Origin of the sequence: Aequorivita sp. Q41 (assembly GCF_039831855.1) — a bacterium.
GTDB lineage: Bacteria > Bacteroidota > Bacteroidia > Flavobacteriales > Flavobacteriaceae > Aequorivita.
Genome location: NZ_JBDPMS010000001.1, coordinates 375619 through 398227, shown reverse-complemented (window position 1 = coordinate 398227; position 22609 = coordinate 375619). Strand labels below are relative to the sequence as shown.

The 22609-nt window shown below is 35.9% G+C and carries 16 protein-coding genes; 6 read left to right on the top strand and 10 right to left on the bottom strand.

Going from position 1 to position 22609, the window contains the following annotated elements; translation table 11 throughout:
• Positions 1-63: 63 nt before the first annotated feature.
• From secA to ABJ955_RS01765, 10 genes are all read right to left on the bottom strand, one after another.
• Positions 64-3417, bottom strand: coding sequence for a preprotein translocase subunit SecA (secA, locus tag ABJ955_RS01810; protein WP_347372893.1), 3354 nt, complete (start codon positions 3415-3417; stop codon positions 64-66).
• Positions 3418-3642: 225 nt separating this feature from the next.
• Positions 3643-3864, bottom strand: a complete 222-nt coding sequence (locus tag ABJ955_RS01805) for a DUF2795 domain-containing protein (RefSeq protein WP_014782927.1) — start codon at positions 3862-3864, stop codon at positions 3643-3645.
• Positions 3865-4007: 143 nt separating this feature from the next.
• The gene (locus ABJ955_RS01800; protein WP_347372892.1) at positions 4008-4580 is read right to left on the bottom strand and encodes a cob(I)yrinic acid a,c-diamide adenosyltransferase; all 573 of its coding nucleotides are present in this window, start codon (positions 4578-4580) and stop codon (positions 4008-4010) included.
• 92 nt (positions 4581-4672) lie between these two features.
• On the bottom strand, positions 4673-4849 hold the full coding sequence (locus ABJ955_RS01795) for a hypothetical protein (protein WP_347372891.1): 177 nt from the start codon (positions 4847-4849) through the stop codon (positions 4673-4675).
• A 33-nt stretch (positions 4850-4882) separates the two neighbouring features.
• On the bottom strand, positions 4883-5581 hold the full coding sequence (locus ABJ955_RS01790) for an ABC transporter ATP-binding protein (RefSeq protein ID WP_347372890.1): 699 nt from the start codon (positions 5579-5581) through the stop codon (positions 4883-4885).
• Positions 5582-5694: 113 nt separating this feature from the next.
• A complete protein-coding gene (locus ABJ955_RS01785; RefSeq protein ID WP_347372889.1) occupies positions 5695-6471 on the bottom strand; it encodes a class I SAM-dependent methyltransferase in 777 nt (258 codons plus the stop codon).
• A 127-nt stretch (positions 6472-6598) separates the two neighbouring features.
• Positions 6599-8467: an ABC-F family ATP-binding cassette domain-containing protein gene (locus ABJ955_RS01780; RefSeq protein WP_347372888.1), complete on the bottom strand. Its 1869-nt coding sequence runs from the start codon at positions 8465-8467 to the stop codon at positions 6599-6601.
• A gap of 85 nt (positions 8468-8552) precedes the next feature.
• The gene (locus ABJ955_RS01775; protein WP_347372887.1) at positions 8553-9488 is read right to left on the bottom strand and encodes a leucine-rich repeat domain-containing protein; all 936 of its coding nucleotides are present in this window, start codon (positions 9486-9488) and stop codon (positions 8553-8555) included.
• Between the two features lie 81 nt (positions 9489-9569).
• Entirely contained in the window at positions 9570-12584 is a 3015-nt protein-coding gene (locus ABJ955_RS01770) for an alkaline phosphatase PhoX (protein ID WP_347372886.1), read from the bottom strand.
• A gap of 192 nt (positions 12585-12776) precedes the next feature.
• Positions 12777-14606 (bottom strand): cytochrome c peroxidase, encoded by a 1830-nt coding sequence (locus ABJ955_RS01765; RefSeq protein WP_347372885.1) that lies wholly within the window; start codon positions 14604-14606, stop codon positions 12777-12779.
• Between the two features lie 188 nt (positions 14607-14794).
• Here ABJ955_RS01765 and ABJ955_RS01760 point away from each other — a divergent pair, with 188 nt between their 5' ends.
• The 6 genes from ABJ955_RS01760 (at position 14795) to ABJ955_RS01735 (ending at position 22564) form a co-directional block, all read left to right on the top strand.
• Positions 14795-15589, top strand: coding sequence for a polysaccharide biosynthesis/export family protein (locus ABJ955_RS01760; protein WP_347372884.1), 795 nt, complete (start codon positions 14795-14797; stop codon positions 15587-15589).
• Positions 15590-15593: 4 nt separating this feature from the next.
• Entirely contained in the window at positions 15594-18053 is a 2460-nt protein-coding gene (locus ABJ955_RS01755; RefSeq protein ID WP_347372883.1) for a polysaccharide biosynthesis tyrosine autokinase, read from the top strand.
• 147 nt (positions 18054-18200) lie between these two features.
• Positions 18201-19487: a nucleotide sugar dehydrogenase gene (locus tag ABJ955_RS01750; RefSeq protein WP_347372882.1), complete on the top strand. Its 1287-nt coding sequence runs from the start codon at positions 18201-18203 to the stop codon at positions 19485-19487.
• Positions 19478-20461 carry an SDR family oxidoreductase gene (locus ABJ955_RS01745; protein WP_347372881.1) on the top strand — a complete coding sequence of 328 codons (984 nt, stop codon included), beginning with the start codon at positions 19478-19480 and terminating at the stop codon, positions 20459-20461. The genes ABJ955_RS01750 and ABJ955_RS01745 overlap by 10 nt, the downstream gene beginning before the upstream one ends.
• Positions 20462-20866: 405 nt before the next feature.
• Positions 20867-21604 (top strand): hypothetical protein, encoded by a 738-nt coding sequence (locus tag ABJ955_RS01740; protein ID WP_347372880.1) that lies wholly within the window; start codon positions 20867-20869, stop codon positions 21602-21604.
• A gap of 93 nt (positions 21605-21697) precedes the next feature.
• Positions 21698-22564 carry an ABC transporter permease gene (locus ABJ955_RS01735; protein WP_347372879.1) on the top strand — a complete coding sequence of 289 codons (867 nt, stop codon included), beginning with the start codon at positions 21698-21700 and terminating at the stop codon, positions 22562-22564.
• Positions 22565-22609: the final 45 nt, after the last annotated feature.

Sequence of the window (22609 nt, the reverse complement as noted above, 5' to 3'; positions counted from 1 at the left end):
CTTATTTATAAAAAAATCCCGAAGTAACTACTTCGGGATTTTTTATTTATTTCTAAAATGATTTTACTCATCTACCAAAACCCACTCGCCTTTATCAAGCAATGGGATGGCTTGTTTAAACTTCATTTCTTTGTTTTCGCCGCTCATCACATTCTTGATGGTTACTTTATCATTACGGTTTATTTTTGGGCGTTCGCGTGTAATGGTTTCAGTTACTTGCTGGCGTTGTGTGTTGCCAGCTGCGCGCGACTGTGAAGCGCGTTCATCCATATTAGGGATTTCATCTTTCTGCTCGCTTAGGTTTTCTTTACGTTTTACCTCACGTGCTTCTTGAATCTGTTGTTGGTTTTCCTGTGGTAATTCACCTTTAAACAAGAAGGAAATAACATCTTTGTTCACCTTCTCGATCATTGCTTTAAAAAGCTCAAAAGCTTCAAACTTGTAAATAAGCAATGGATCTTTTTGTTCGTGAACCGCAAGCTGCACAGATTGTTTTAACTCGTCCATTTTACGAAGGTGCGTTTTCCAAGAATCGTCAATAATAGCAAGTGTAATATTCTTTTCAAAATCGTTTACCAATTGCTTTCCTTCAGTTTCGTATGCTTTTTCAAGATCTGTAGCAACGTTCAAGGTTTTTACACCATCAGTAAAAGGAACTAAAATACGCTTGTATTTGTCTTTCTGTGTTTCGTACACATTTTTAATTACTGGGAAAGCCATTTCAGCGTTACGAGTCATTTTATCTTGATAATGAAGATATGCGGCTCTATATACTTTTCCAGCAATTTCTTTGCTATCCATTTTCTCAAATTCCTTTTCAGAAATAGGAGAGCTCATAGAGAAGAAACGAATCAATTCAAAATCAAAGTTTTTGTAATCCTGCGCCATTTTATTGCTTTCGGCAATTACTTCGGCAGTGTCAAAAATCATGTTTGCAATATCTACGCGAAGGCGGTCGCCGAATAATGCGTGGTAACGACGTTTGTAAACTACTTCCCGTTGTGCATTCATTACATCATCATACTCCAGCAATCTTTTACGAACCCCAAAGTTGTTTTCTTCCACTTTTTTCTGTGCGCGCTCAATCGATTTTGAAATCATACTGTGCTGGATAACTTCGCCTTCTTTTAAGCCCATACGGTCCATCATTTTTGCGATTTTATCACTTCCGAAGAGCCGCATCAAGTTATCTTCCAGTGAAACATAGAATTGTGAGCTTCCTGGATCTCCTTGACGACCACTACGACCACGTAACTGTCTGTCTACACGTCTACTGTCGTGACGTTCTGTACCTACTATAGCAAGACCTCCCGCTTTTTTAACTTCATCACTCAACTTAATGTCTGTACCACGACCCGCCATGTTTGTAGCGATAGTTACAATACCACTCTTACCGGCTTCGGCAACAATATCTGCCTCGCGTTTGTGAAGTTTTGCGTTCAATACGTTATGCGGAATGTTTTTAATGCTGAGCATTCTACTTAACAATTCAGAAATTTCTACGGAAGTAGTACCAATAAGTACAGGTCTTCCTGCGCGTGAAAGGGCAACTACTTCTTCGGCTACGGCATTGTATTTTTCTCTTTTGGTTTTGTAAATTTTATCCTCGCGATCGTGACGTGCTATAGGGCGGTTGGTTGGTATTTCTACCACATCTAGTTTGTAGATTTCCCAAAGTTCACCCGCTTCTGTTACCGCAGTACCCGTCATCCCCGAAAGCTTGCGGTACATTCTAAAATAATTTTGAAGGGTTACCGTAGCAAATGTTTGAGTAGCGGCTTCAATTTTTACATTTTCTTTGGCTTCTATTGCTTGGTGAAGACCGTCGCTATAACGGCGACCATCCATAATACGTCCCGTTTGCTCATCTACAATCATCACTTTGTTTTCCATTACCACATACTGATCGTCTTTTTCAAAAAGCGTATAGGCTTTTAGCAGTTGATTCATGGTGTGGATACGTTCACTTTTTACAGAAAACTCACGGAAAAGTTCTTCTTTTTGAGCAACTTCTTCTTCTTTCGGAAGTCCTTTTTTCTCAATTTCGGCTATTTCTGTTCCAATTTCAGGCATTACGAAGAAATCTGGATCGTTTTCACCAGAAAGATAGTTTACACCTTTATCGGTAAGTTCTATCTGGTTGTTTTTTTCATCAATGACAAAATAAAGTTCCGCATCAATCTTAGGCATTTCGCGGTTGTTATCACTCATATAGTGATTTTCTGTTTTCTGAAGAATTTGTTTTACCCCTTCTTCAGAAAGGTATTTAATCAAAGCTTTATTCTTAGGAAGTCCACGGTATGCACGAAGCAACTGAAAACCACCCTCTTTAGCATCGCCTTCTTTTATAAGTTTTTTTGCTTCAGCCAAAACCCCGTTTAAGTATTTTTTCTGAACTTCAACAATATCATTAATTTTTGGCTTTAGCTCATTAAATTCGTGGCGATCCCCTTCTGGAACTGGACCAGAAATAATAAGCGGTGTACGTGCGTCATCAATTAAAACAGAATCCACCTCATCTACAATTGCATAGTGGTGTGGGCGTTGCACCAAATCATTCGGGGCATGTGCCATATTATCACGAAGGTAATCGAACCCAAACTCGTTGTTTGTTCCGTAGGTAATATCTGCTAAGTATGCATTTCTACGTTCTGAAGAATTGGGAGTGTAGTTGTCAATACAATCTACTGTCATGCCATGAAACTGAAACAAGGGCGCCATCCACGCGCTATCACGTTTTGCCAGATAGTCGTTTACAGTTACAAGGTGAACTCCGTTTCCCGCAAGGGCATTCAAATACATAGGGAGCGTAGCCACTAAGGTTTTACCTTCTCCTGTATGCATTTCGGCAACTTTCCCTTGGTGAAGTGCAACCCCACCAATAAGCTGTACGTCGTAATGCACCATATCCCAGGTTACTTCTTTACCAGCGGCATTCCATGAGTTTTGCCAGATCGCTTTGTCGTCTTCAAGCGTTACATATTCTTTAGTAGCAGAAATTTCACGGTCAAACTGACTTGCTGTAACAGTTATGGTTTGGTTTTCTTTAAAACGTTTTGCTGTTTCTTTCATTACAGCAAAGGCTTCTGGGAGTATTTTAATAAGCGTCGCTTTTTCTATTTCGTAGCGATCGTCTTTAAGTTTGTCAATTTGGTTGTAATAATCTTCTTTTTTGTTGATGTCTTGCTCGTTTTCCGATTGACTTTCAAGTGCATTAATTTGGTCTTGAACATCTTTTTGAGCATCTTTTATTTCTTTTTTGAAATAATCTGTCTTTGCGCGAAGCTCATCGTGGGAGAGTTTTTCGAGTACGGCTTCGTGTTTTTTTACTTCGTTAACTAACGGTTGTATTTCGCCTATATCTTTCTTTGATTTATCGCCTACAAACGTTTTTAATATATTGTCTAATAATCCCATGATGTGTGTGTTATTTTGAAGTGTTGCTATGCAGCACTATTTTGTCAATTCAGTTTTTTCAGGATATAGTAATTATACTTCTGAATAATATTTTACCACCCATACACGAATAATTAAAGTATTCTGTATTGGTAGTTTTGTTTCTACACTATTTTTTAAATAAAAAAAAGTCCCTTTAAAAGAGACTTTTTATATTATTTTAAATGTTTTCCCAAAATCTTGGGATTAATATTCATCCTCATTCCAAAGATAATCGTCGTCTGTAGGATAGTCTGCCCATATCTCTTCAATAGAGTCATAAGAGTCTCCTTCGTCTTCAATTGCCTGAAGGTTTTCCACTACTTCCAGTGGAGCACCGGTCCTGATCGCGTAATCAATCAATTCGTCTTTGGTTGCGGGCCAGGGCGCATCGCTTAAATAAGATGCTAATTCTAATGTCCAGTACATAGTACGTTAGGTTTTATTTTTCTGCAAAAGTAATTTTTTAGATTAAAAAGTCAAGAAAAATCCGAATTATTTCTGCTATATTTTAAAGAACTTGTGTAAGTGCTTGAAAATCAAACACTGTAAATTTTTATAGAGGAAGTGATTTATAGTTTTTTGGGTATCCATTGCGTCTCTTCCGCGTTTGTGTCTTTGGACAATTTTCGTGCCAGCACAAATAGGTAGTCAGATAGTCGGTTTAAATACTTTAGGACTCTTTCATCAACTGGCTCATTTTCATTTAAAAGCGTTGTGCGGCGTTCTGCTCTGCGACATATAGTACGTGCAATGTGACAATATGACACGGTAGTGTTTCCGCCAGGAAGAATAAAATGTGTCATTGGTGGCAGCGCATCATTCATTGCATCCATCTCTTTTTCTAGAAGGGTGATGTCTTCTTCATCGATTTTTGGAATGTTAAGGCGTTCTTTACCGTTCTTTAATGTTTCTTTTTCAGGGGCGGTAGCCAAGATAGCGCCAAGGGTAAATAACCTATCCTGAATGTGAACCAATATTTCTTTGCTTCGCGGGTCTATTTGTTGAGTGCGGATTAAGCCGAGGTATGAGTTAAGTTCGTCTACCGTTCCATAACTTTCTATACGAATGTTGTGTTTGGGAACGCGCGTACCACCAAATAGGGCGGTAGTGCCTGCATCACCGGTTTTGGTGTATATTTTCATAGTAATCTTTTGATTTTAGGGATGAGGTTTTGCTTCAAATTTACAAATAACCCTAAGAATATTGTAATACAATTACCGCTAACTGCAACTGCCTATTGCTCAATTTCTTTCTCCCGTTCTTTTTTTCGTTCGTAATAATTATTGCGAAAACTTTTTTGCTTTCGCTGTCTTTGGTTGTTGGTATTCCATTTGTTCCAAAAATAGAGCAGGGCTAACAGAAATATTCCGCCAATTATTAAGATTATAGGGTTTGAAAGGTCAAGATTCATACTTCAAAGATAAATGAATAATGAATAATTTTTTTAACTACTCATTACATTTTTCTTAGTATCACTTTCAACCACACCATCGCGTAGTCTAATAATTCTATGGGCATTATCGGCAATTTCTTCTTCGTGAGTAACGAGTATTACGGTATTTCCAGCTTTATGGATTTCATTAAAAAGACTCATAATTTCTAATGAAGTTTTTGAATCTAAGTTTCCTGTAGGTTCATCTGCCAAAATAATGGAAGGTTTGTTTACCAAAGCTCTACCAACCGCCACACGTTGTCTTTGCCCTCCAGAAAGTTGATTGGGCTTATGGTCCATTCGATCTGCTAGACCAACATTTGTTAAAACTTCTATTGCGCGTTCGGTGCGTTCGGCTTTTGATGCCCCTGCGTAAATCATTGGTAGTGCAACATTTTCAAGCGCTGTAGTTCGTGGAAGAAGGTTAAAAGTTTGAAAAACAAAGCCTATTTCTTTGTTTCTAATTTCAGCCAAGTTATCATCCGTCATATTGCTCACATCACTCCCGTTAAGCTCGTAGCTACCAGAAGTAGGAGTGTCTAAGCATCCCAAAAGGTTCATTAATGTTGATTTTCCTGAACCTGAAGGTCCCATTAATGCAACGTATTCGCCGCGTTCAATATCTAAATCAATTCCTTTTAAAACTTTTACAATTTCATTTCCCAATGGAAAATCCCGAGTGATATTTCGAATTTTAATTACTAAGCTCATAGGCGTTTTTCAATATGCTATATAGGACGCAAAGGTACGTGGGATGTTACAAATGTAGGTCAAAGTTTAAGGAGAAAAGTAATTCTTGAAATGCGAAAAGAATATTTTAACACTCAGCGAACTCGTAATGTAAAATGCTGCTTTGGTTGCTCTTTTCTAAAAAATACCATTCCCCATTGAAACGTGTCAATGCTTACCGTAACTTTTTCATGAGCGATTATTTGATTCCAAGCCGCGGTCATCTCTTTACTCCAATAGATATCATCAAATATGATAACTGAATTAGTGTGTACATTTTTTAATAGTGACTTAAAGTAGCCTAAAGTCCGTTCGCCATTGTGATCGCCATCAATGAAAATAAGGTCGAATTTTTCCGAAGTATTTTCAGAAAGATACGCATTGAATAATTTTTGATGAATTTCTATATTATGAAAGTTGAATTTTTCAAAATATTCTTGTGCTTTTTTTAAGGTGTTGGGACAGCCCTCCACAGTGTGTATCGCACTAAATTCATTTGAAACCGAAAGTGCAGTCGTTCCCAAGCCAAGAGAAGTGCCTAATTCTAGAACACTTTCAGTTTTGAAATAAGTGGCCAATCTAAACAACAATTTTTGACGCTTTTTTTTCATTCCTGCGTTTTTTATGACTGCAGAAACTTTTCGGGCGTTGCCTTTAAAAACGCGCGAACCTTGCCCAAAATCTTTCATTTCAATCACTGAAGCATCTTTTTGCAGGGCTTTTCTATGTGCTTTTAAAAGAGTGTATTCAGGATAGTTGGTTTTATCATTAAAGCATTTTGTAACCAAATTATACACAAAAGGAGAGTGTACACCGTGCTTGTTTTTAGAAAGCCGAATGAATTTTATAAAGCTCTTTGATTGATGAATCATCTAAAAGTTAAAACCTTAAAATTAAAAATTATAAGTAATTGCAAAAAAAAAAGTAAATAAGAAGTAGCGTATAGTGAAAAAGAATTTTATCATCAACCATCAACCATCAACCATCAACCATCAACCATTATCCCATTTTAGCAGACAACTCGAACCAACGCTCCGTTTTCGATTCAATCTTGTCTATTAGTTCCTGAAGTTTTATAGATTGTTTGTCAATCTCAGTGCCATCCCAATTTTCAGTTGCAAATTTATTTTGAAGTGCTTCGCGGTCTTTTTCTAAATTGGCTATTTCTTTTTCTAATTTGTTGTATTCCTTCTGTTCATTATAGCTAAGTTTTACAGCGTTAGCGTCTTGTTTCCAATCTTTTTTTTCCTTTGGGGCAGCCTCACTTGCTTCTCGTCTTTCTTGAATATTACTGTCTTCATAGGCTCTGAAATCGGAATAATTTCCTGGGAAATCTTCCACTTCTGTATTTCCTCTAAACACAAAAAGGTGATCCACGATTTTATCCATAAAATAACGGTCGTGAGATACCACTAATAAGCATCCAGGGAAATCTAACAGAAAGCTTTCTAATACATTTAGGGTAACAATATCAAGGTCGTTGGTGGGTTCATCAAGAATTAAAAAATTTGGATTTTTGATAAGCACAGTACATAAATAAAGACGTTTACGTTCCCCTCCGCTAAGTTTTTCAACAAAATCATATTGTTTTTTAGGGTCGAAAAGAAAACGTTCTAGAAGTTGCGAAGCTGAAATTTGGCGCCCTTTTTTCAACGGAATATAATCGCCATATGCGCGAATTACATCTATTACTTTTTGACCTTCTTTTATATTAATTCCGGCTTGAGTATAGTATCCAAATTTAACGGTTTCCCCTACAATTACTTTTCCAGAGTCAGGTGTTAAAGTACCTGTAAGAATATTTAAAAAGGTAGATTTTCCTGTTCCATTTTTTCCAATAATACCAACTCTTTCCCCACGATTAAAGTTGTATTCAAACTTATCTAGTATTTTTTTATTCTCAAATGATTTTGAAATTTTATGGAGTTCAACAACCTTCGTACCCATGCGTTCCATGTTTAATTCTAATTGTACTTGGTGGTCGTTACGGCGCTTGCTGGCGCGGTCTTTTATTTCATGAAAGTCGTCAATCCGGCTTTTACTTTTGGTAGTTCGCGCTTTCGGTTGGCGGCGCATCCATTCTAGCTCTTTCTTGAAAAGTTGTTTTGCTTTCCCTGTTTCAGTGGCTTCAGTTTCAATCCGGGCGTCACGTTTGTCAAGGTAATAACTATAGTTTCCTTTATAGCTATATAAAATTCCCTCGTCAAGTTCTACAATTTCATTGCAAACACGTTCCAGAAAATACCGGTCGTGGGTAACCATAAAAAGTGTGAAATTTTCCTTGGCGAAAAGATTTTCCAACCATTCAATCATTTCAAGATCTAAGTGGTTGGTAGGCTCATCCATTATCAGCAAATCGGGTGTAGTAAGCAATGCATTTGCTAAGGCCAAACGTTTTTTTTGTCCACCGCTAAGGGTTGAAACTTTTGCGTGCAGGTCATCCATTTTTAGTTTAAATAGAATCTGTTTGTAGCGTGTTTCAAAATCCCAAGCATGGTTTGCATCCATGGCATCAAAGGCTTTTTGGTAGGCTTCAGAATCGTCTGGGTTTTCAAGGGCATGTTCATAATTCTCAATTATTTTGAGAATTGGATTTTCAGCAGAAAAAATAGTTTGTTCTACAGTAAGCGCTGGGTCCAAATCTGGCTCTTGCGGTAGATAGGCAACCTTGAGCCCTTTTCTAAAAACAACATTCCCAGTATCTGCTTTATCGTTGCCGGCAATTATATTAAGCAGGGAAGTTTTTCCAGTTCCGTTTTTAGCAACGAACCCTATTTTTTGTCCTTCGTTAATTCCAAAGGATATATTTTCAAATAAAACCCGCATCCCGAAAGATTTGGATATGTTTTCTACAGAAAGGTAATTCACGGTTTATATTTTCCGCAAAAGTAGTGGTTATTGCTTAATGATTAAGGTTAAAGAAGAATTAGTTGGAAGCTTAACGGTATAGTTTTTAAAAATAGATGCTGCAATTTGGTAATAAGTTCTTTATTCTGCTTTTTTCTGAAGTAGTAAATTGGTTTCCAATTACTATTAAAGTTTTTAGTTTTTCAAGTTTTTCAAGTTGTTGGGGAAGCTTATTTAGATTGTTGTTGGTAAGTATAAACAGCTCTAAGTTTTTTAATTGTGTAATAGACTCTGGTAAGGTTTTAAGCTTATTATCGTTTAAAATAAGGGATTTTAAGTTTTGAAGCGAGCCAATTTCGTTGGGAATAAGTTGTAATTGATTGTGCTCTAAATTCAGCTCTTCTAGTTTTTTTAATTGGGTCCAAGTTTCATTAAATTCATTAAATTGATTGAAACCTAAGTTAAGTGTTTTTAGGTTTTTAAGTTCAAAAAATGTAGTTGGCATATAACTTAATTGATTGTTGTCAAGCTCTAAAACTTCAAGGTTTTTACAAGCATTGATGTTTTCTGGAATTAAGGTTATATAATTAAAAGAAAGGTGTAAAAATCTAAGTTTTTTTAACGTGCCGATTTCTAAAGGGAGTTCTGCAATTTCATTATTTGAAAGATTTAATCGAATCAATTTTTTAAGATTCTTTATTTTTTTAGGAATATATTTAAGCGCGTTGAGCATTAAATTAAGTACTTCCAATTTTTTTAATGTGAAAATCCCATCATTTAGTACTTCCAGATTATTTCCCATTAAATTTATAAACCGAAGATTTTTTAACCCTTTTATAGAATCTGAAACATAAAAAACATGATGGTCACGCAAATTTAATTGGGTCGCTTTTTTATCTTTTGTCAATGCATCATGGATGCTTCCATAAACGGCTTCTTGTAACGGATTGGCGTTTTGCGCTAAAACCGAATTATAAAATCCAAAAGTTATAATAAGTAAAATAAGGGTTTTAAAAAACTCCTTTTTTAAGGGTTGAGCCATTAGTGTTTTTTTTAAGAGTTATTATAAACTAAAAAAAGGACTGGTAGAAACTACCAGTCCTTTTTGGGTTTTCTAGACGGTTTATTTATTTGTCAGTATTTTGAATTGACCCGTTTTTCCATCAATTTGAACTTTCATAATCAAAACATCTGAGTTTGCTGTAAATTTAGAAAGATCTATAGCTATTTTTTGGTTTCCACCAGTAGTTTCGGCAGTGTTGTTATAAAGGTTTCTTCCCAAGATGTCAAACACTTCAATATTGATCGTTTTACCAGAATTAGTTGCGTTCAATTCCAAGGTAACATTTCCTTTTGTTGGGTTTGGATAAAGTGTTAAGTTTTGAAGTGTATTCTCCCCAACACCTAGAATTTCTTCCACAGTTATATAGTCAGATTTTAAAGCCGCATCACTAGTTCCAGCAACGTTTGAAACTACAAGCGAAACATCATAAACGCCTGGAGTGTTGTAGGTAACTACAGGAGCTTGGTCTGAAGAAGTTGCAGGGATTCCGCCTTCAAACGTCCAATTCCAAGAATCTGGAGTATTTTCACTTAAATCAGTAAAGCTTACTGTTTCCCCTTCCTTAATTACTACATTATCTGCCATAAAATCTGCTAATGGTTTTTGAATTCCAATGTGCTCACGTAATGCAAAAACTACTGTTGCTGAAGCATTAAAAGTAACATTGTTTAGGGTAGCATCTTGTTGTGATGTATTGCTGCCACTTGGATGCTGCACGGAGAAAAACCCGTATTTAAAGTCTGGAGTAAAGGTAAGTCCTGTTGGCTCAGAGCCTGAAGGCATAGAACTGTGTAACAAAACGTTTGGATTACTCTGTGTGTGATCTGGACGAACCACCCAGATGTAATTGTTACCACCATCTTCTAATACCCAAAGATTTCCTTGATCATCAAAAGTAAGGTTGTCGTTCCCGTTGCCCCAAGGTTCTGTAAATACACCTTGAGCAGTATCTATATCGTAAGATTTTCCACCCACAAATGTTTCAAATTCTGAAACTGTATTGCCATCGTCTTTAAATCTATACACACGGTTTTTTCCTTTTGAAGTAAAGTATATCTTACCATCTAGTGGACTAATTTCGCAATCTTCAACGCCATTAAAATCTGTGCCACCAAGTGCCCCTGCAACCAATGAAAGGTTGTTGCGGTCTGCCTGTGTCGTATTTGGAACTTCAATCCAAGTAGCAGTTGCCGAGCTAGGGTCGTTTCCAGAAAGTTGAAGGTCTAATTTTAAAACGTAAACAGTACCTGAAGTAAGGTCGCCAGGGGTGTCTGCAATAAATTTATACACACAGTCTGTTCCACCATCTTCGCCATAGTAGGCGGTAACTTGGTCGTTGCTAACTACTACATTTTCGTGGTTCATTCGGCCCATTGCCCAAAGTTTTTCTTGCCCATTTCCATAATCTTTAACTTGTGCGGTAACAGGGTCAATTTCTACAAGCCAACCTACATCTTGGTACCCGTCGCCATTTACATCGCCAGCGCTTGTGCTTTCTTCAGCAGTAATTGCTGTGCCCCAAGGAGAAATTCCGCCAGAACAGTTTCTAGTAGTAGTTACTAAAGCATTGTTGTAAAGGTCTACAGCTTGTGTATCGTCAAGTACCCAAAGGTTTGTGGCATCATCTAAATGAAGATTAACAATGGAAACTCCACCAGGTGTATTTTCATGATTTACTGAAAGGCGACCTAGCTCACTGCTTCCGTTAGTAGCAATATACCCTGTAAAATCGTGGTTTCCAGGAACCGTTCCCCCTCCAATAGTGTATGCACTACCTTGTTTTAAAATTTGTTGAAAGTTGTGTTCTTCAGGAATAATCATATTTGAGGTTTGCCCTGTTGGTACTATTGAAGTAAAACAAGCAATGTGTGCAGCTGAACAGTCTACAGCAAGTTGCGGCGCATCCTTAATGTACATGTCGAAACGAAGGTCAGAACTGTGTCCATCGCGGTTGTGAACTTCTACAGCAATACGGTTTATACCGTTTACAAAAACACTTTTTGGGAGTTGTTGTGTGAAATAAATGTTTTCATTTATTCCATCAATAATAGTCGAAGAAGTTGTTAGGTAGTCTGTTGGTTCTTCAGGCATATTGTCACGAAAAACTTCTACCCCATTTACATACACAATAGCGCCATCGTCTCTTTTCATACCAAATTCTACAAAATCCGCAACAGTTGTAAGATCAACTTCAATGTCTTTTGTGAAGTAATATGTAATGTATTTATCATTTGAATTAGGGCCAAAAGAGATGTTTGTGTTTACAGGGTCTCCATATCCTAAGGTGCCATGACCATTAGCCCAAGCAGAATTATCGTAAGCAAGTTCTGTCCAGTTAACGGCGTCAAGGCTTGTGCCATCGTCCAAAAACCTCCAACGGCTATCTTTTGCTACAGGGTACGGAGTAGGCTCTAAAGGAGGAAGGACAACTGTTGAGCTTACCGCCATGTCAAAGCCAAGGTCACTACTGCTTGCAGATGCTTGGTGAAGCTCTACTGCAATAACATTTGTACCGTCTACCAACAAATTTGCTGTTGCTTCTCTAAAATATGTAGATTCATCAGAACCCCCTACAGTTGATGAGGCACGGGTATTATAGGTAATTGCACCAGTAGGCATATTCATACGAAAAGCTTCTGTACCATTTACATAAACCACAACACCATCATCACGACGTACATCAAATATAAGATCGATAAATGCTGAGGCATCTACTATTTCAAAAGTATTTCTGAAGTAATACGTTGGGTATTTATGGTCTGGATCTGGGCCAAAATTTAAGGTTGTAGTTTCTACACCATCACCATAACCGAAGATTCCGTTTCCAGAAGACCAAGTAGAATCATCGAAGGCTATTTCTTTCCAGGCAGTGCCTAGATCTACACCAGTATCATTGTATTTCCATTCGCTCAAGGTAGGAATAGGAAAAACGCCATTAGCAGCAACATTCGTTGAGGCTCCATCAACACATGTTGTTTTTATAATAGAAGTATCTTTTTTTACTGTTTTAGCTGCGAGGCTAAAACCCGTAACCACGGACATTAGTAAACTAAGGAAAAGGAATCTTTTTTTCATTTTAAGGGGTTTAAGGTTTATAGAATTATGTGTCGTAAAAGTACCTTCGTGGAGTTTCCTTTTAGTAAAGGGGGCTTTAAGGTTGCGTAAAAGCTATGTTATGGATGTTACTAAATCATTAATGCGAAAGATTGCATTTTTACAGATTTTTCACATAAAACAGCTGAGGCAAGTACTTGAAAAGGAATCGATTTATTTATAAGAATCCGTGTCGCTTAATGTTTTAATAAAGGCAATAAGTTCTTTTTTTTCAATTTCAGTCAAATCAAGTTTGTCTGCAGAAAGTGTTTGGTTTATTACATTTAAGCCTATGCCTGCGCCACCACCTTCATTGTAGAAATCTATAATTTCCTTTAAAGTTTCGTATGCACCATTGTGAAAGTATGGACCGGTAAATTCTGCATTACGAACCGTAGTGGTTTTAAAAGATTTTTTATAAATCCACGCTTCTTCACTGATTATATTGTTAGCTAATCTGCCTTCGTCAGTATCCAATATGCTTATCTCTGAATTTGGGTTTTCTAAAACACCTAAAATTTCGGTTTCGTTTTCACTGTAAAATGGGGGGACTAGTCCAGAAAAAGTAGGGGCGAAGTGACAGGTTGCGCAATTTGCTTTGCCCATAAATAGGTTAAAGCCATTTTTTTCTTCGGCAGAAAATTCTGAGGATTCATTACGAACATATTTGTCTAATTTACTATCCCACGATTTTAATGAAAGTACATAGGAAGCTAAGGCTTTTGAAAATTTTTCGCGTGTAATTTCCCCTTTTCCATAAACGGCTTTAAATTTTTTCTGATAGGTAGGATTGGTGTTAAGTTTTTTTAAAATCTCACTATATGCTGTATTGAATTCATTTTCATTAAAAATTACGTGCTCCGCTTGTTGTTCGAGGGTAAAAGCGCGTAAATCATAAAAATATCGATCTGCATAAACCGAATTAAGAAGTGTGGGGGCGTTGCGAAGTACTGTTTTTCCTTGAACACTGCTAATGGATTTTGGTATGTTATCAGTAAAAGCCTTGTCTGGATTATGACAGGAAACACAACTTAATTGACCGTTACTGCTTATTGCAGAATCATAAAAAAGTGTTTTGCCTAAATTTTTTAAAACTGCATTGTCTTCCTCTTTTTTTAAACCAGTGAAAAAATAGGGATTTAGAAAATTCTCATCAAAGATTGAATTGCTTTTCGGATTCCAAGACATGGTGTTTTCAAGAGAAACACCCACTTCTGAAGACTGAAGGCTTCCGAGGTTTTTATACAATGGATCAATATACTTTTTTAAAAAATTCAATCTGTCAAAATTTTCAAAAGTAGTGGGTTGTTGAAGGTTGGAAATAGCCGCTTCAAAAAGTGTGCTTACTGTTTTATTTTTATAGTTTTCATCAAAATAGCCTTTCATTCCAATTAACGCAGCTTTCGCTTCTGGCAAGGCATTTAAGGAACCTGGTGTGTCAAAACCTGTTATTCCCATAGAAAATACACGTACTAATTGCAGTCGTAGTGCTGCAATATCATTAGAAAAAGTGGCCTTGTTTTTTGGGAATGAGTTATAGAGAATGCCATAACTTGCCTTAAGTTTGGTAGCTAATGCGGCAATCTTTGTTCTTTCGGAAAACGCTTCATCTGAAAAAACCAATTCATCCAAAATTTGAAGGCCTTCAGGTTCCAAAACAGCTGGGCGTGTATTTTCTCTTTCTATATGTAGTAAAGGCGCGCCATTAAAATGATCATTTGTGTATTCAGGGTAGCGAAAGGAAATGTAAAATTCTATTTTTTTATAATCTTCTCGAGCTTTGAGAACTTTTGCTTGGATTACATCTTGCTTTGTTTTTCCAAGTTTAAAAGCTTCCGCAGCTTTTTCTAGCGTGTCTATAGATTTTTTGAATTCTAAAGTATGTTGCTGAAGAAAACTAAGTTTGATAAATTCAGTTTTTGAAGGTGAAAATGAAAAACAAACAAATGCAAAGAGTGTTATACCTGAAAGTAAAATGAGATGCGTTATTTTTATTTGTGGCATTTTTTAGAATGGTTTTAAAAAGTTTTAAGCAGTTGCCGAAATTAGCGAGCGCAATTATTGGCAGCGTTATATAAATATTAAGGAATGATTAAATCCTAAAGCACAAACAAGCTGTAGTAAAGGATTGGGAAATATGTTTCATTATTACGTTTGATGCTTTATATTTGCCCATTCACAACCCTGCAATTATGAAGTTTACGTATGTTTTAATGTTTTTAACGATTGCTGTTTTAACTACTTCTTGTGTGACGACTAAACAGCTTACGTATTTGCAGGAAAATACCACTGGCGCAGATACGTTGGCTATTTTAAAGAAAAGACAGGAGCCCTACCGTCTTCAAATAAATGATTTGTTAAGCATACGTGTAAAAGCATTGGATCAAGAAACGGTGGGTATTTTTAATCCAATAAGTGATGCAAACCCTAATGCTACAGGCGAAGAACGTCTTTATTATGACGGTTTTGTAATAGATGATCATGGAAATATTCGTATTCCAAGCTTAGGGGAAATGAATGTTTTGGGCTATACTGTAGATGAAGTTCGGGAAAAACTTGAAGAACGTTTGCTCGCAGATTATTTTAAAGCTGAAGCCAATGTTTTTGTGACGGTAAAACTTGCCGGAATCCGCTATACCATTAATGGTGAAATTGGCAACCCAGGGTCACAAATTATTTATCGCGATCAAGTAAGTATTATGGAAGCTATTGCTAATAGTGGCGATATAACACTTACAGGCGATAGAACTGATGTAGTGATTATACGGCAATATCCCGCAGGACAGAAAGTACATCACATAGATTTAACACAATTGGATGCTATGAATTCGCCATATTATTATATTAAACCAAACGATTTAATTTTAATTAACCCATTGCCACAAAAATCAATTGGCACAGGAACTACGGGGATTCAATCTTTCACTACAATACTTACTATAGTTACTGCACTTGCGACTACAATTTTATTGTTTACAAGATTATAAATATATGACTGAAGAATTCGAAATAAATGATGCGCATGTTGCTTTTGATTTTAAAGGTTTTCTTTTTAGACTTTTACATCATTGGCCTTTATTTCTTATTTGTTTTGTAGTAGCCTTTTCAATAGCGTACTATATAAATGTACGGAAACTTCCCCTGTATAAGATGGAGAATTTGGTTTCAATAAAGGATGATCAAAACCCATTTTTCACCAGTAATACAAGTCTTACATTCAATTGGGGTGGAACAACAGATAAAGTAAACACCTCTATTATTACCCTACAATCCCGTTCCCATAATGAAAAGGTAGTGGAGCGACTTCAGTATTATTTAGACTATTTACGAGATGGAAAATACCAGCAAGTAGATGCCTATAAACAAACCCCATTTTTTGTAGAAGTAGATACTACGAAGTTTCAAATGCTTAATAAGCAAATGAAGATTGTGTTTAAGGATTCTGTTAATTTTACAATGCGCGTTGCCTTTGAAGAAGCAGGAAATCTAACATTCCAAAACTATACTACAAAAGAGAAAGTTACAAAATTTGTTGATGCAGGAGAATTTGTGCAGGATTTTAAAATGGGTCAGCCTATCTCGCTACCTTTTTTCGCTGGTACATTTATTCCAAACACTGATGTAATTACAAACCCTGGCACCTCTTTTTATATAGCCTTTAGAAACTATGATGATGTTGTAAAAAAGTATTTAGGCATTCGGGTGAATGCTGAAAGTAAGGGCTCTTCAGTATTAAAAATGTGGCTAACAGGACAGAATAAAGCGCAGTTAGTAGATTATTTAAATACTTCGGTTCAAGTTTTAAGTGAAGACATGCTTGAACGTAAAAACCTCTTTGCTACCAAAACAATTAAGTTTATAGACAGTAGTTTGGCACAAAAAACAGCAGAACTTTCTACGGTAGAAGATGAATTAAATAAATTTAAGAATAAAAATGCCATTTTTGATCTTGCGAGTGAAGGCACCGAAATAAAAGCAAAACTTAACGGATTGGACCTTCGAAAGGAAGAGGCTATTCGTGAAATGAATTATTATACTACCCTTCAAGAGTATCTTTTAAATCGTTCAGATTATCGCGATGTGCCAGCCCCTTCTGTTGCTGGAATAGCTGAAGAAAGTATAGTAGCGGGCGTCGGAAAAATAATTACACTTGCTGAAGAAAGGAATAAGCTTCAGTACTCTTTTAAGGAAGATGCCCCTATTTTTAATGATTTAGACAGAAAAATAGATGCTGTTAAAAATGTTTTACTTGAAAATATACGTTCTTCAAAAAGCTTAAAAAGTCAAGAACTTAGCTCCATTAATAAGAATATAGGAAGGCATGAAAGTGAAATTAAAAAACTTCCAAAAGAACAACAGGACCTACTTAATATTGAGCGACGTTACAACCTGAGTCAAGGTGTCTATAATTTATTTTTGGCAAAACGAAGTGAGGCAGGCCTTGTAAAAGCCGCTAATGTTAGCGATGTTATGGTTATTGACCAAGCTAAAGATACTGGAGGCGGTCAGATAGGGCCCAACACGCAGCTAAATTATATGATGGCTGGCTTGCTAGGCTTATTATTTCCGATACTTTTTGTTTTTGTCAAGGTATTTTTCGACACTAAGTTAAATAATATCAAAGACTTAGAGGGTGTTACTAAAATCCCTTTGCTGGGGATTATTGGTAAAAGTCATATCGATGATAACCTTGCAGTGCTCAGAAAACCTAAATCAGCAATTGCAGAATCTTTTAGAGCACTTCGATCAAGTTTGCAGTTTATATATAAACAACAAGGATTAAAAGGAGCAAAAACAGTGCTTGTTACAAGTTCAATTAGTGGCGAAGGTAAAACGTTCTGCTCTATTAATCTTGCGTCAGTATTTGCTTTAAGTGCAAAAAAAACTGTTTTAGTAGGTCTTGATCTTCGAAAACCTAGAATATTTGGTGATTTCCATGTTAAAAACGCAATGGGTGTGGTTAATTACCTTATCGATGAAGCAGATATTGATACCATAATTCAAAAAACAGAAATAGATTGTTTAGATATTATCCCTTCTGGCGCAATTCCGCCAAATCCATCAGAACTATTAATTAGTGAAAAGTTGGATGAATTAATTGAAGAATTAAAAGGAAAGTACGATTATATCATTTTAGATTCACCTCCTTTGGGGCTGGTTTCTGATGCCTTAGAACTTATAAAACATGTAGATGCTACCATCTATATTGCACGTTTTAATTATACTGATAAAAATATGTTTGGTTTTATCAATGAAAAATACAGAAGAGGTGAAATTAAAAATATAAGTATTGTATTAAATGATTATATTGAAAAGACAGGTAGAGGTTATGGTTATGGCTATGGTTATGGCTTTGGAAAATACACTTCATATGGGAGTAATGGATATCATGAAGAAGTGAAACCACCTACACTACTAGATAAAATGAAAAAAATTATTTTGAAGAAATAAAATTCCCTTAAAATACTTTTAGTTATTTATGGTCCCTTTTAAAAATGACATTATTGAAAGTCATTTTTTTACATTAATATAAACTTCATTTACCATAAAAACCTGTATTTTTGCCACTTTGTAGATTTCCAACTTATTAAATAGAGAATGACAAAGACCCCAACAATTGCAGTAATAGGCCTTGGCTATGTAGGTTTACCGCTTGCAGCAGCATTTGCAGCGAAATATAAAGTAATCGGTTTTGATATTAATTCCGCAAGAGTCCAAGAGTTGCAAAAAGGTATCGATAGTACTTTAGAACTTTCTTCAGAAGAATTAAAAGAAGTATTAGTTTCAAATGAAGAAATGGGACTTATTGTTACCGACGAAGCTTCAAAAATGGAAGCTGCCACAGTTTTTATTGTTACTGTTCCTACACCGACTAACAAGTACAACCAGCCAGTATTAACACCGCTTCAAAAAGCAAGTGAGACTATTGGGAAAATATTAAAAGCGGGAGATGTTGTAATTTATGAATCTACCGTTTACCCTGGTGTTACTGAAGATATTTGTGTGCCTATTCTTGAAGAATACTCAAAGCTTACGTTTAATAAAAACTTTTATGCAGGCTACTCCCCAGAGCGCATCAATCCAGGAGATAAAGAGCATACTGTAACAAAAATTTTAAAGGTAACCTCAGGTTCTACTCCTGAAGCTGCAAAATATATAGATGAACTTTATGCATCAGTCATCACTGCGGGGACCCATTTGGCACCTTCAATAAAAGTTGCTGAAGCTGCCAAAGTAATTGAAAATTCGCAGCGCGATATTAATATTGCTTTTGTAAATGAGCTCTCTAAAATATTTCGACTTTTAGATATTAATACCCAAGATGTTTTGGAAGCTGCAGCGACAAAATGGAACTTTTTAAAATTTTCTCCAGGTTTAGTTGGTGGTCATTGCATAGGGGTCGATCCTTATTATCTGGCTCAAAAAGCTCAAGAAGAAGGCTATAATCCAGAAATTATTTTGGCTGGAAGAAGGATGAATGATGGTATGGGGAATTATGTTGCTCAAGAGACTATAAAATTGATGATCGCAAAAGATTGCAAGGTAAAAAACGGCAATGTTTTGGTGCTGGGAATTACCTTTAAAGAAAACTGTCCCGACATTAGAAATAGTAAGGTAATTGATGTGATTGACGAGCTTCAGAAATATAATTTGAATATAGATGTTTTTGATCCTTGGGCTAATTCAGAAGAAGTGAAAAAAGAATTTGGACTTTCAATTATTAATGAAGAAACAAATCTAAAAAATGAGTATGACGCTATTATCCTAGCTGTTTCTCATGATAAATTTAAAAACTTTGATTTAAAAAAATACAGCAATACTGCCGCTGTAGTTTTTGATGTAAAATCTTTTTTTCCAAAAATAAATATTGACGGATGTCTATAATAAAAAAATCAGAATACCATACTGCAGACCTTTCAAAATTCAATTTCCTTGTTACTGGCGGCGCAGGTTTTATTGGCTCTAATCTTGTAGCTTATTTACTCGCTAATAATGCCAAAAAAGTTCGTGTTTTGGATAATCTGGCAACAGGTTTTATGAAAAACCTCGAAGCATTTCAAAATAACCCAAATTTTGAATTCCTAAAAGGCGATATCCGTGATCTAGAAACTTGTAAGCAAGCAATGGATGGTATTGATTATGTTTCACATCAAGCTGCTTTGGGTTCTGTGCCACGTTCTATTAATGACCCATTAACTTCAAATGAAGTGAATGTTACTGGATTTTTGAATATGCTTGTGGCTCAAAAAGAAAGTAAAACAGTTAAAAGACTGGTGTATGCTGCGTCAAGTTCTACGTATGGCGATAGTAAATCACTTCCTAAAGTCGAGGAAAATATAGGAAAACCTTTGTCTCCCTACGCGGTTACTAAATTTGTAAATGAACTATATGCCGATGTGTTTTTTAAAACTTATGGGACTCAAACTATAGGACTACGATATTTTAATGTTTTCGGACCTAACCAGAGTCCAACGGGAGCATATGCAGCGGTTATACCGTTGTTTATGCAAGCATTAAAAGATGAAAAAGCACCGACAATCAACGGCGATGGGGAACAAACACGTGACTTTACATTTGTTCTAAATGCGGTTCAAGCTAATGTTCGTGGATTTTTTGCGAATGATGAAGCGGTAAATGAAGTTTTTAATGTTGCTTATGGTGAAAGAATTAGTTTAAACACCCTTTGGAATGACCTTCAAAATATTTCTGGAAAAAACATTGCTGCCACGTATGGTCCTGATCGTAGAGGCGATGTACGCGATTCCTTGGCGAATATTGAAAAAGCTAAAAATTTATTAGGGTACAATCCTTTGTTTTCTGTAAAAGATGGATTGAAAATTACGTGGGAAAACTTTTAACCAATTTCCCGATAGCGATTTCCTAACACCATACTAATAGTCAGGTATAGCTCTAGTTGTATTTATTCGCAATAGCGTGTAGCTGTATGTGCTAATAAAAGAATGGTTCCCATCTTTTTTCTCTATTAAATCTTCTTTTTTAGAATAATTGGGCTAGATAGTGAGTGAATTATTGATGCAATGTTTTTGGATAGCTATTGACATGGTTTTTTCTTAACATTTAAATTGAAATATATATAGTTTTAACGGTAAAAAAAAGCACATTAACCGAGATTGTAATGTATTCATTATAAAGTTTTTACGCAGTAGGAAAATTCTTTAAAACTTGTGTATCTTCTTTGGGTTTTATATTATTGTTCTGCCCCATATCATAATAATTTGTTCTAACTCAAAAAACAATTTTTTATGGATATTTGGCCTCCAAATAAGAAGCAATTAACTTCTTGTTTTATTTTTTTATTAATTTCTTTTTCTGTTTTTGCGCAAGTTGGAATAGGCACCATTGAACCCGAAGGAGCATTAGATATTACATCAACTACGAGTGGCTTAGTGCCTCCCCGGGTTTCATTAACGGCTTTAAATGTTGCAGCACCAGTAATTAATCCCAAAGCGGGTGTTACAGCTTTGGCAGAAGGAACGATGGTTTATAATACCAATGTAACAATTGGTACAGGTTTTTATTATTGGGGTGGGAGTTCATGGATTTTAGCTGGAGCAACCCCAATTATTGATAGTGTATCATTAGCAGGGGATCTCTTGTTTACCTCAACCTCTTATAGTGCTATTACGGGGATTGGTACGCTTACGTTTACAGCAAGGAAATCAGCAGTATTAGTACAGCTAACTGCCTCAGGATTTGGCTACACCAACACTTTTTCAATTGTTCAATTTAGAGTTTTAAATGGGAGTACGTCTATAGGAGGCACAACAACTGGAGTTCAGACATATAATGGAGTACTGAATAATGATGTAACTGATTGGAGTATTTCATTTTCTAAGTTGCTTACAGGTCTTACCATAGGTAATTCTTATACGCTTCAAGTTCAAGGATTAGTAAGAGCAGCAATTGGCACTGCTGGGGTAGGTATATATGCAACTTCTAATCCAGATTCTCATCATCTTACGCTTTCAGTTATGCAATAAGGCAATAGGCTTTTTAATGAAGGATGGGGTAAATACATACCCGCTACGCAGTCCAAAATTGTTATCTTTGTTGACTAAATAAAATACACACTATTGGCCTCCAGCGATTCAGATACTTGGCTCTACGAAATTTCTTCAGAGAAAAAGCTTTTTAGCCTTAACTTAAAGGAAGTATGGCGGTATCGCGACTTATTGTTTCTTTTTGTAAAAAGAGATATTACGACAGTATACAAGCAAACCATTTTAGGTCCGTTGTGGTATTTTTTACAGCCTTTATTTACCTCTGTAATTTTTACTTTGGTTTTCAATAACCTTGGTAGTATTAGTACAGGAAGCATTCCATCTTTTCTTTTTAACCTTGCTGGAATTACAGCCTGGAACTATTTTACAGCATGTCTTACAGGTACTTCAGATACTTTTAGAAGCAATGCCAATATCTTTGGGAAGGTGTATTTTCCACGCGTAATTATGCCGATGTCAATTACAATTTCTAATTTGGTAAAATTTGGCATTCAATTGCTCATATTTATACTTTTCTATTTTTATTATATCGCGCAAGGGTTTTCAATAAGCCCTAACTTAAACCTACTTCTCTTTCCTGTTTATATTATAATGATGGCTTTATTGGGTTTAGGCTTGGGGATGACAATTAGCGCTATGACTACAAAATACCGTGATTTGAATGTTTTGGTAGGTTTTGCTGTTTCTCTATTAATGTATATTTCTGCCGTGCCATATCCACTTTCAGAAGCCCAAAAAAAACTCCCTGCTTTTATAGCAGCTATTGTAAATTATAATCCACTTTCACAAATAATAGAAGGATTTCGATATATGATGTTAAATACTGGGAGTTTTAGTTGGATCGGATTTTCTTACACCTTAGTAATTAGCCTATTCGTATTTATTTTTGGTTTAATTATATTTAACAGAACCGAAAAATCTTTTATCGATACCGTATAAGTGGTTAGCAGTTAATAGTAGATTGCGATTATATAAATATAGAGC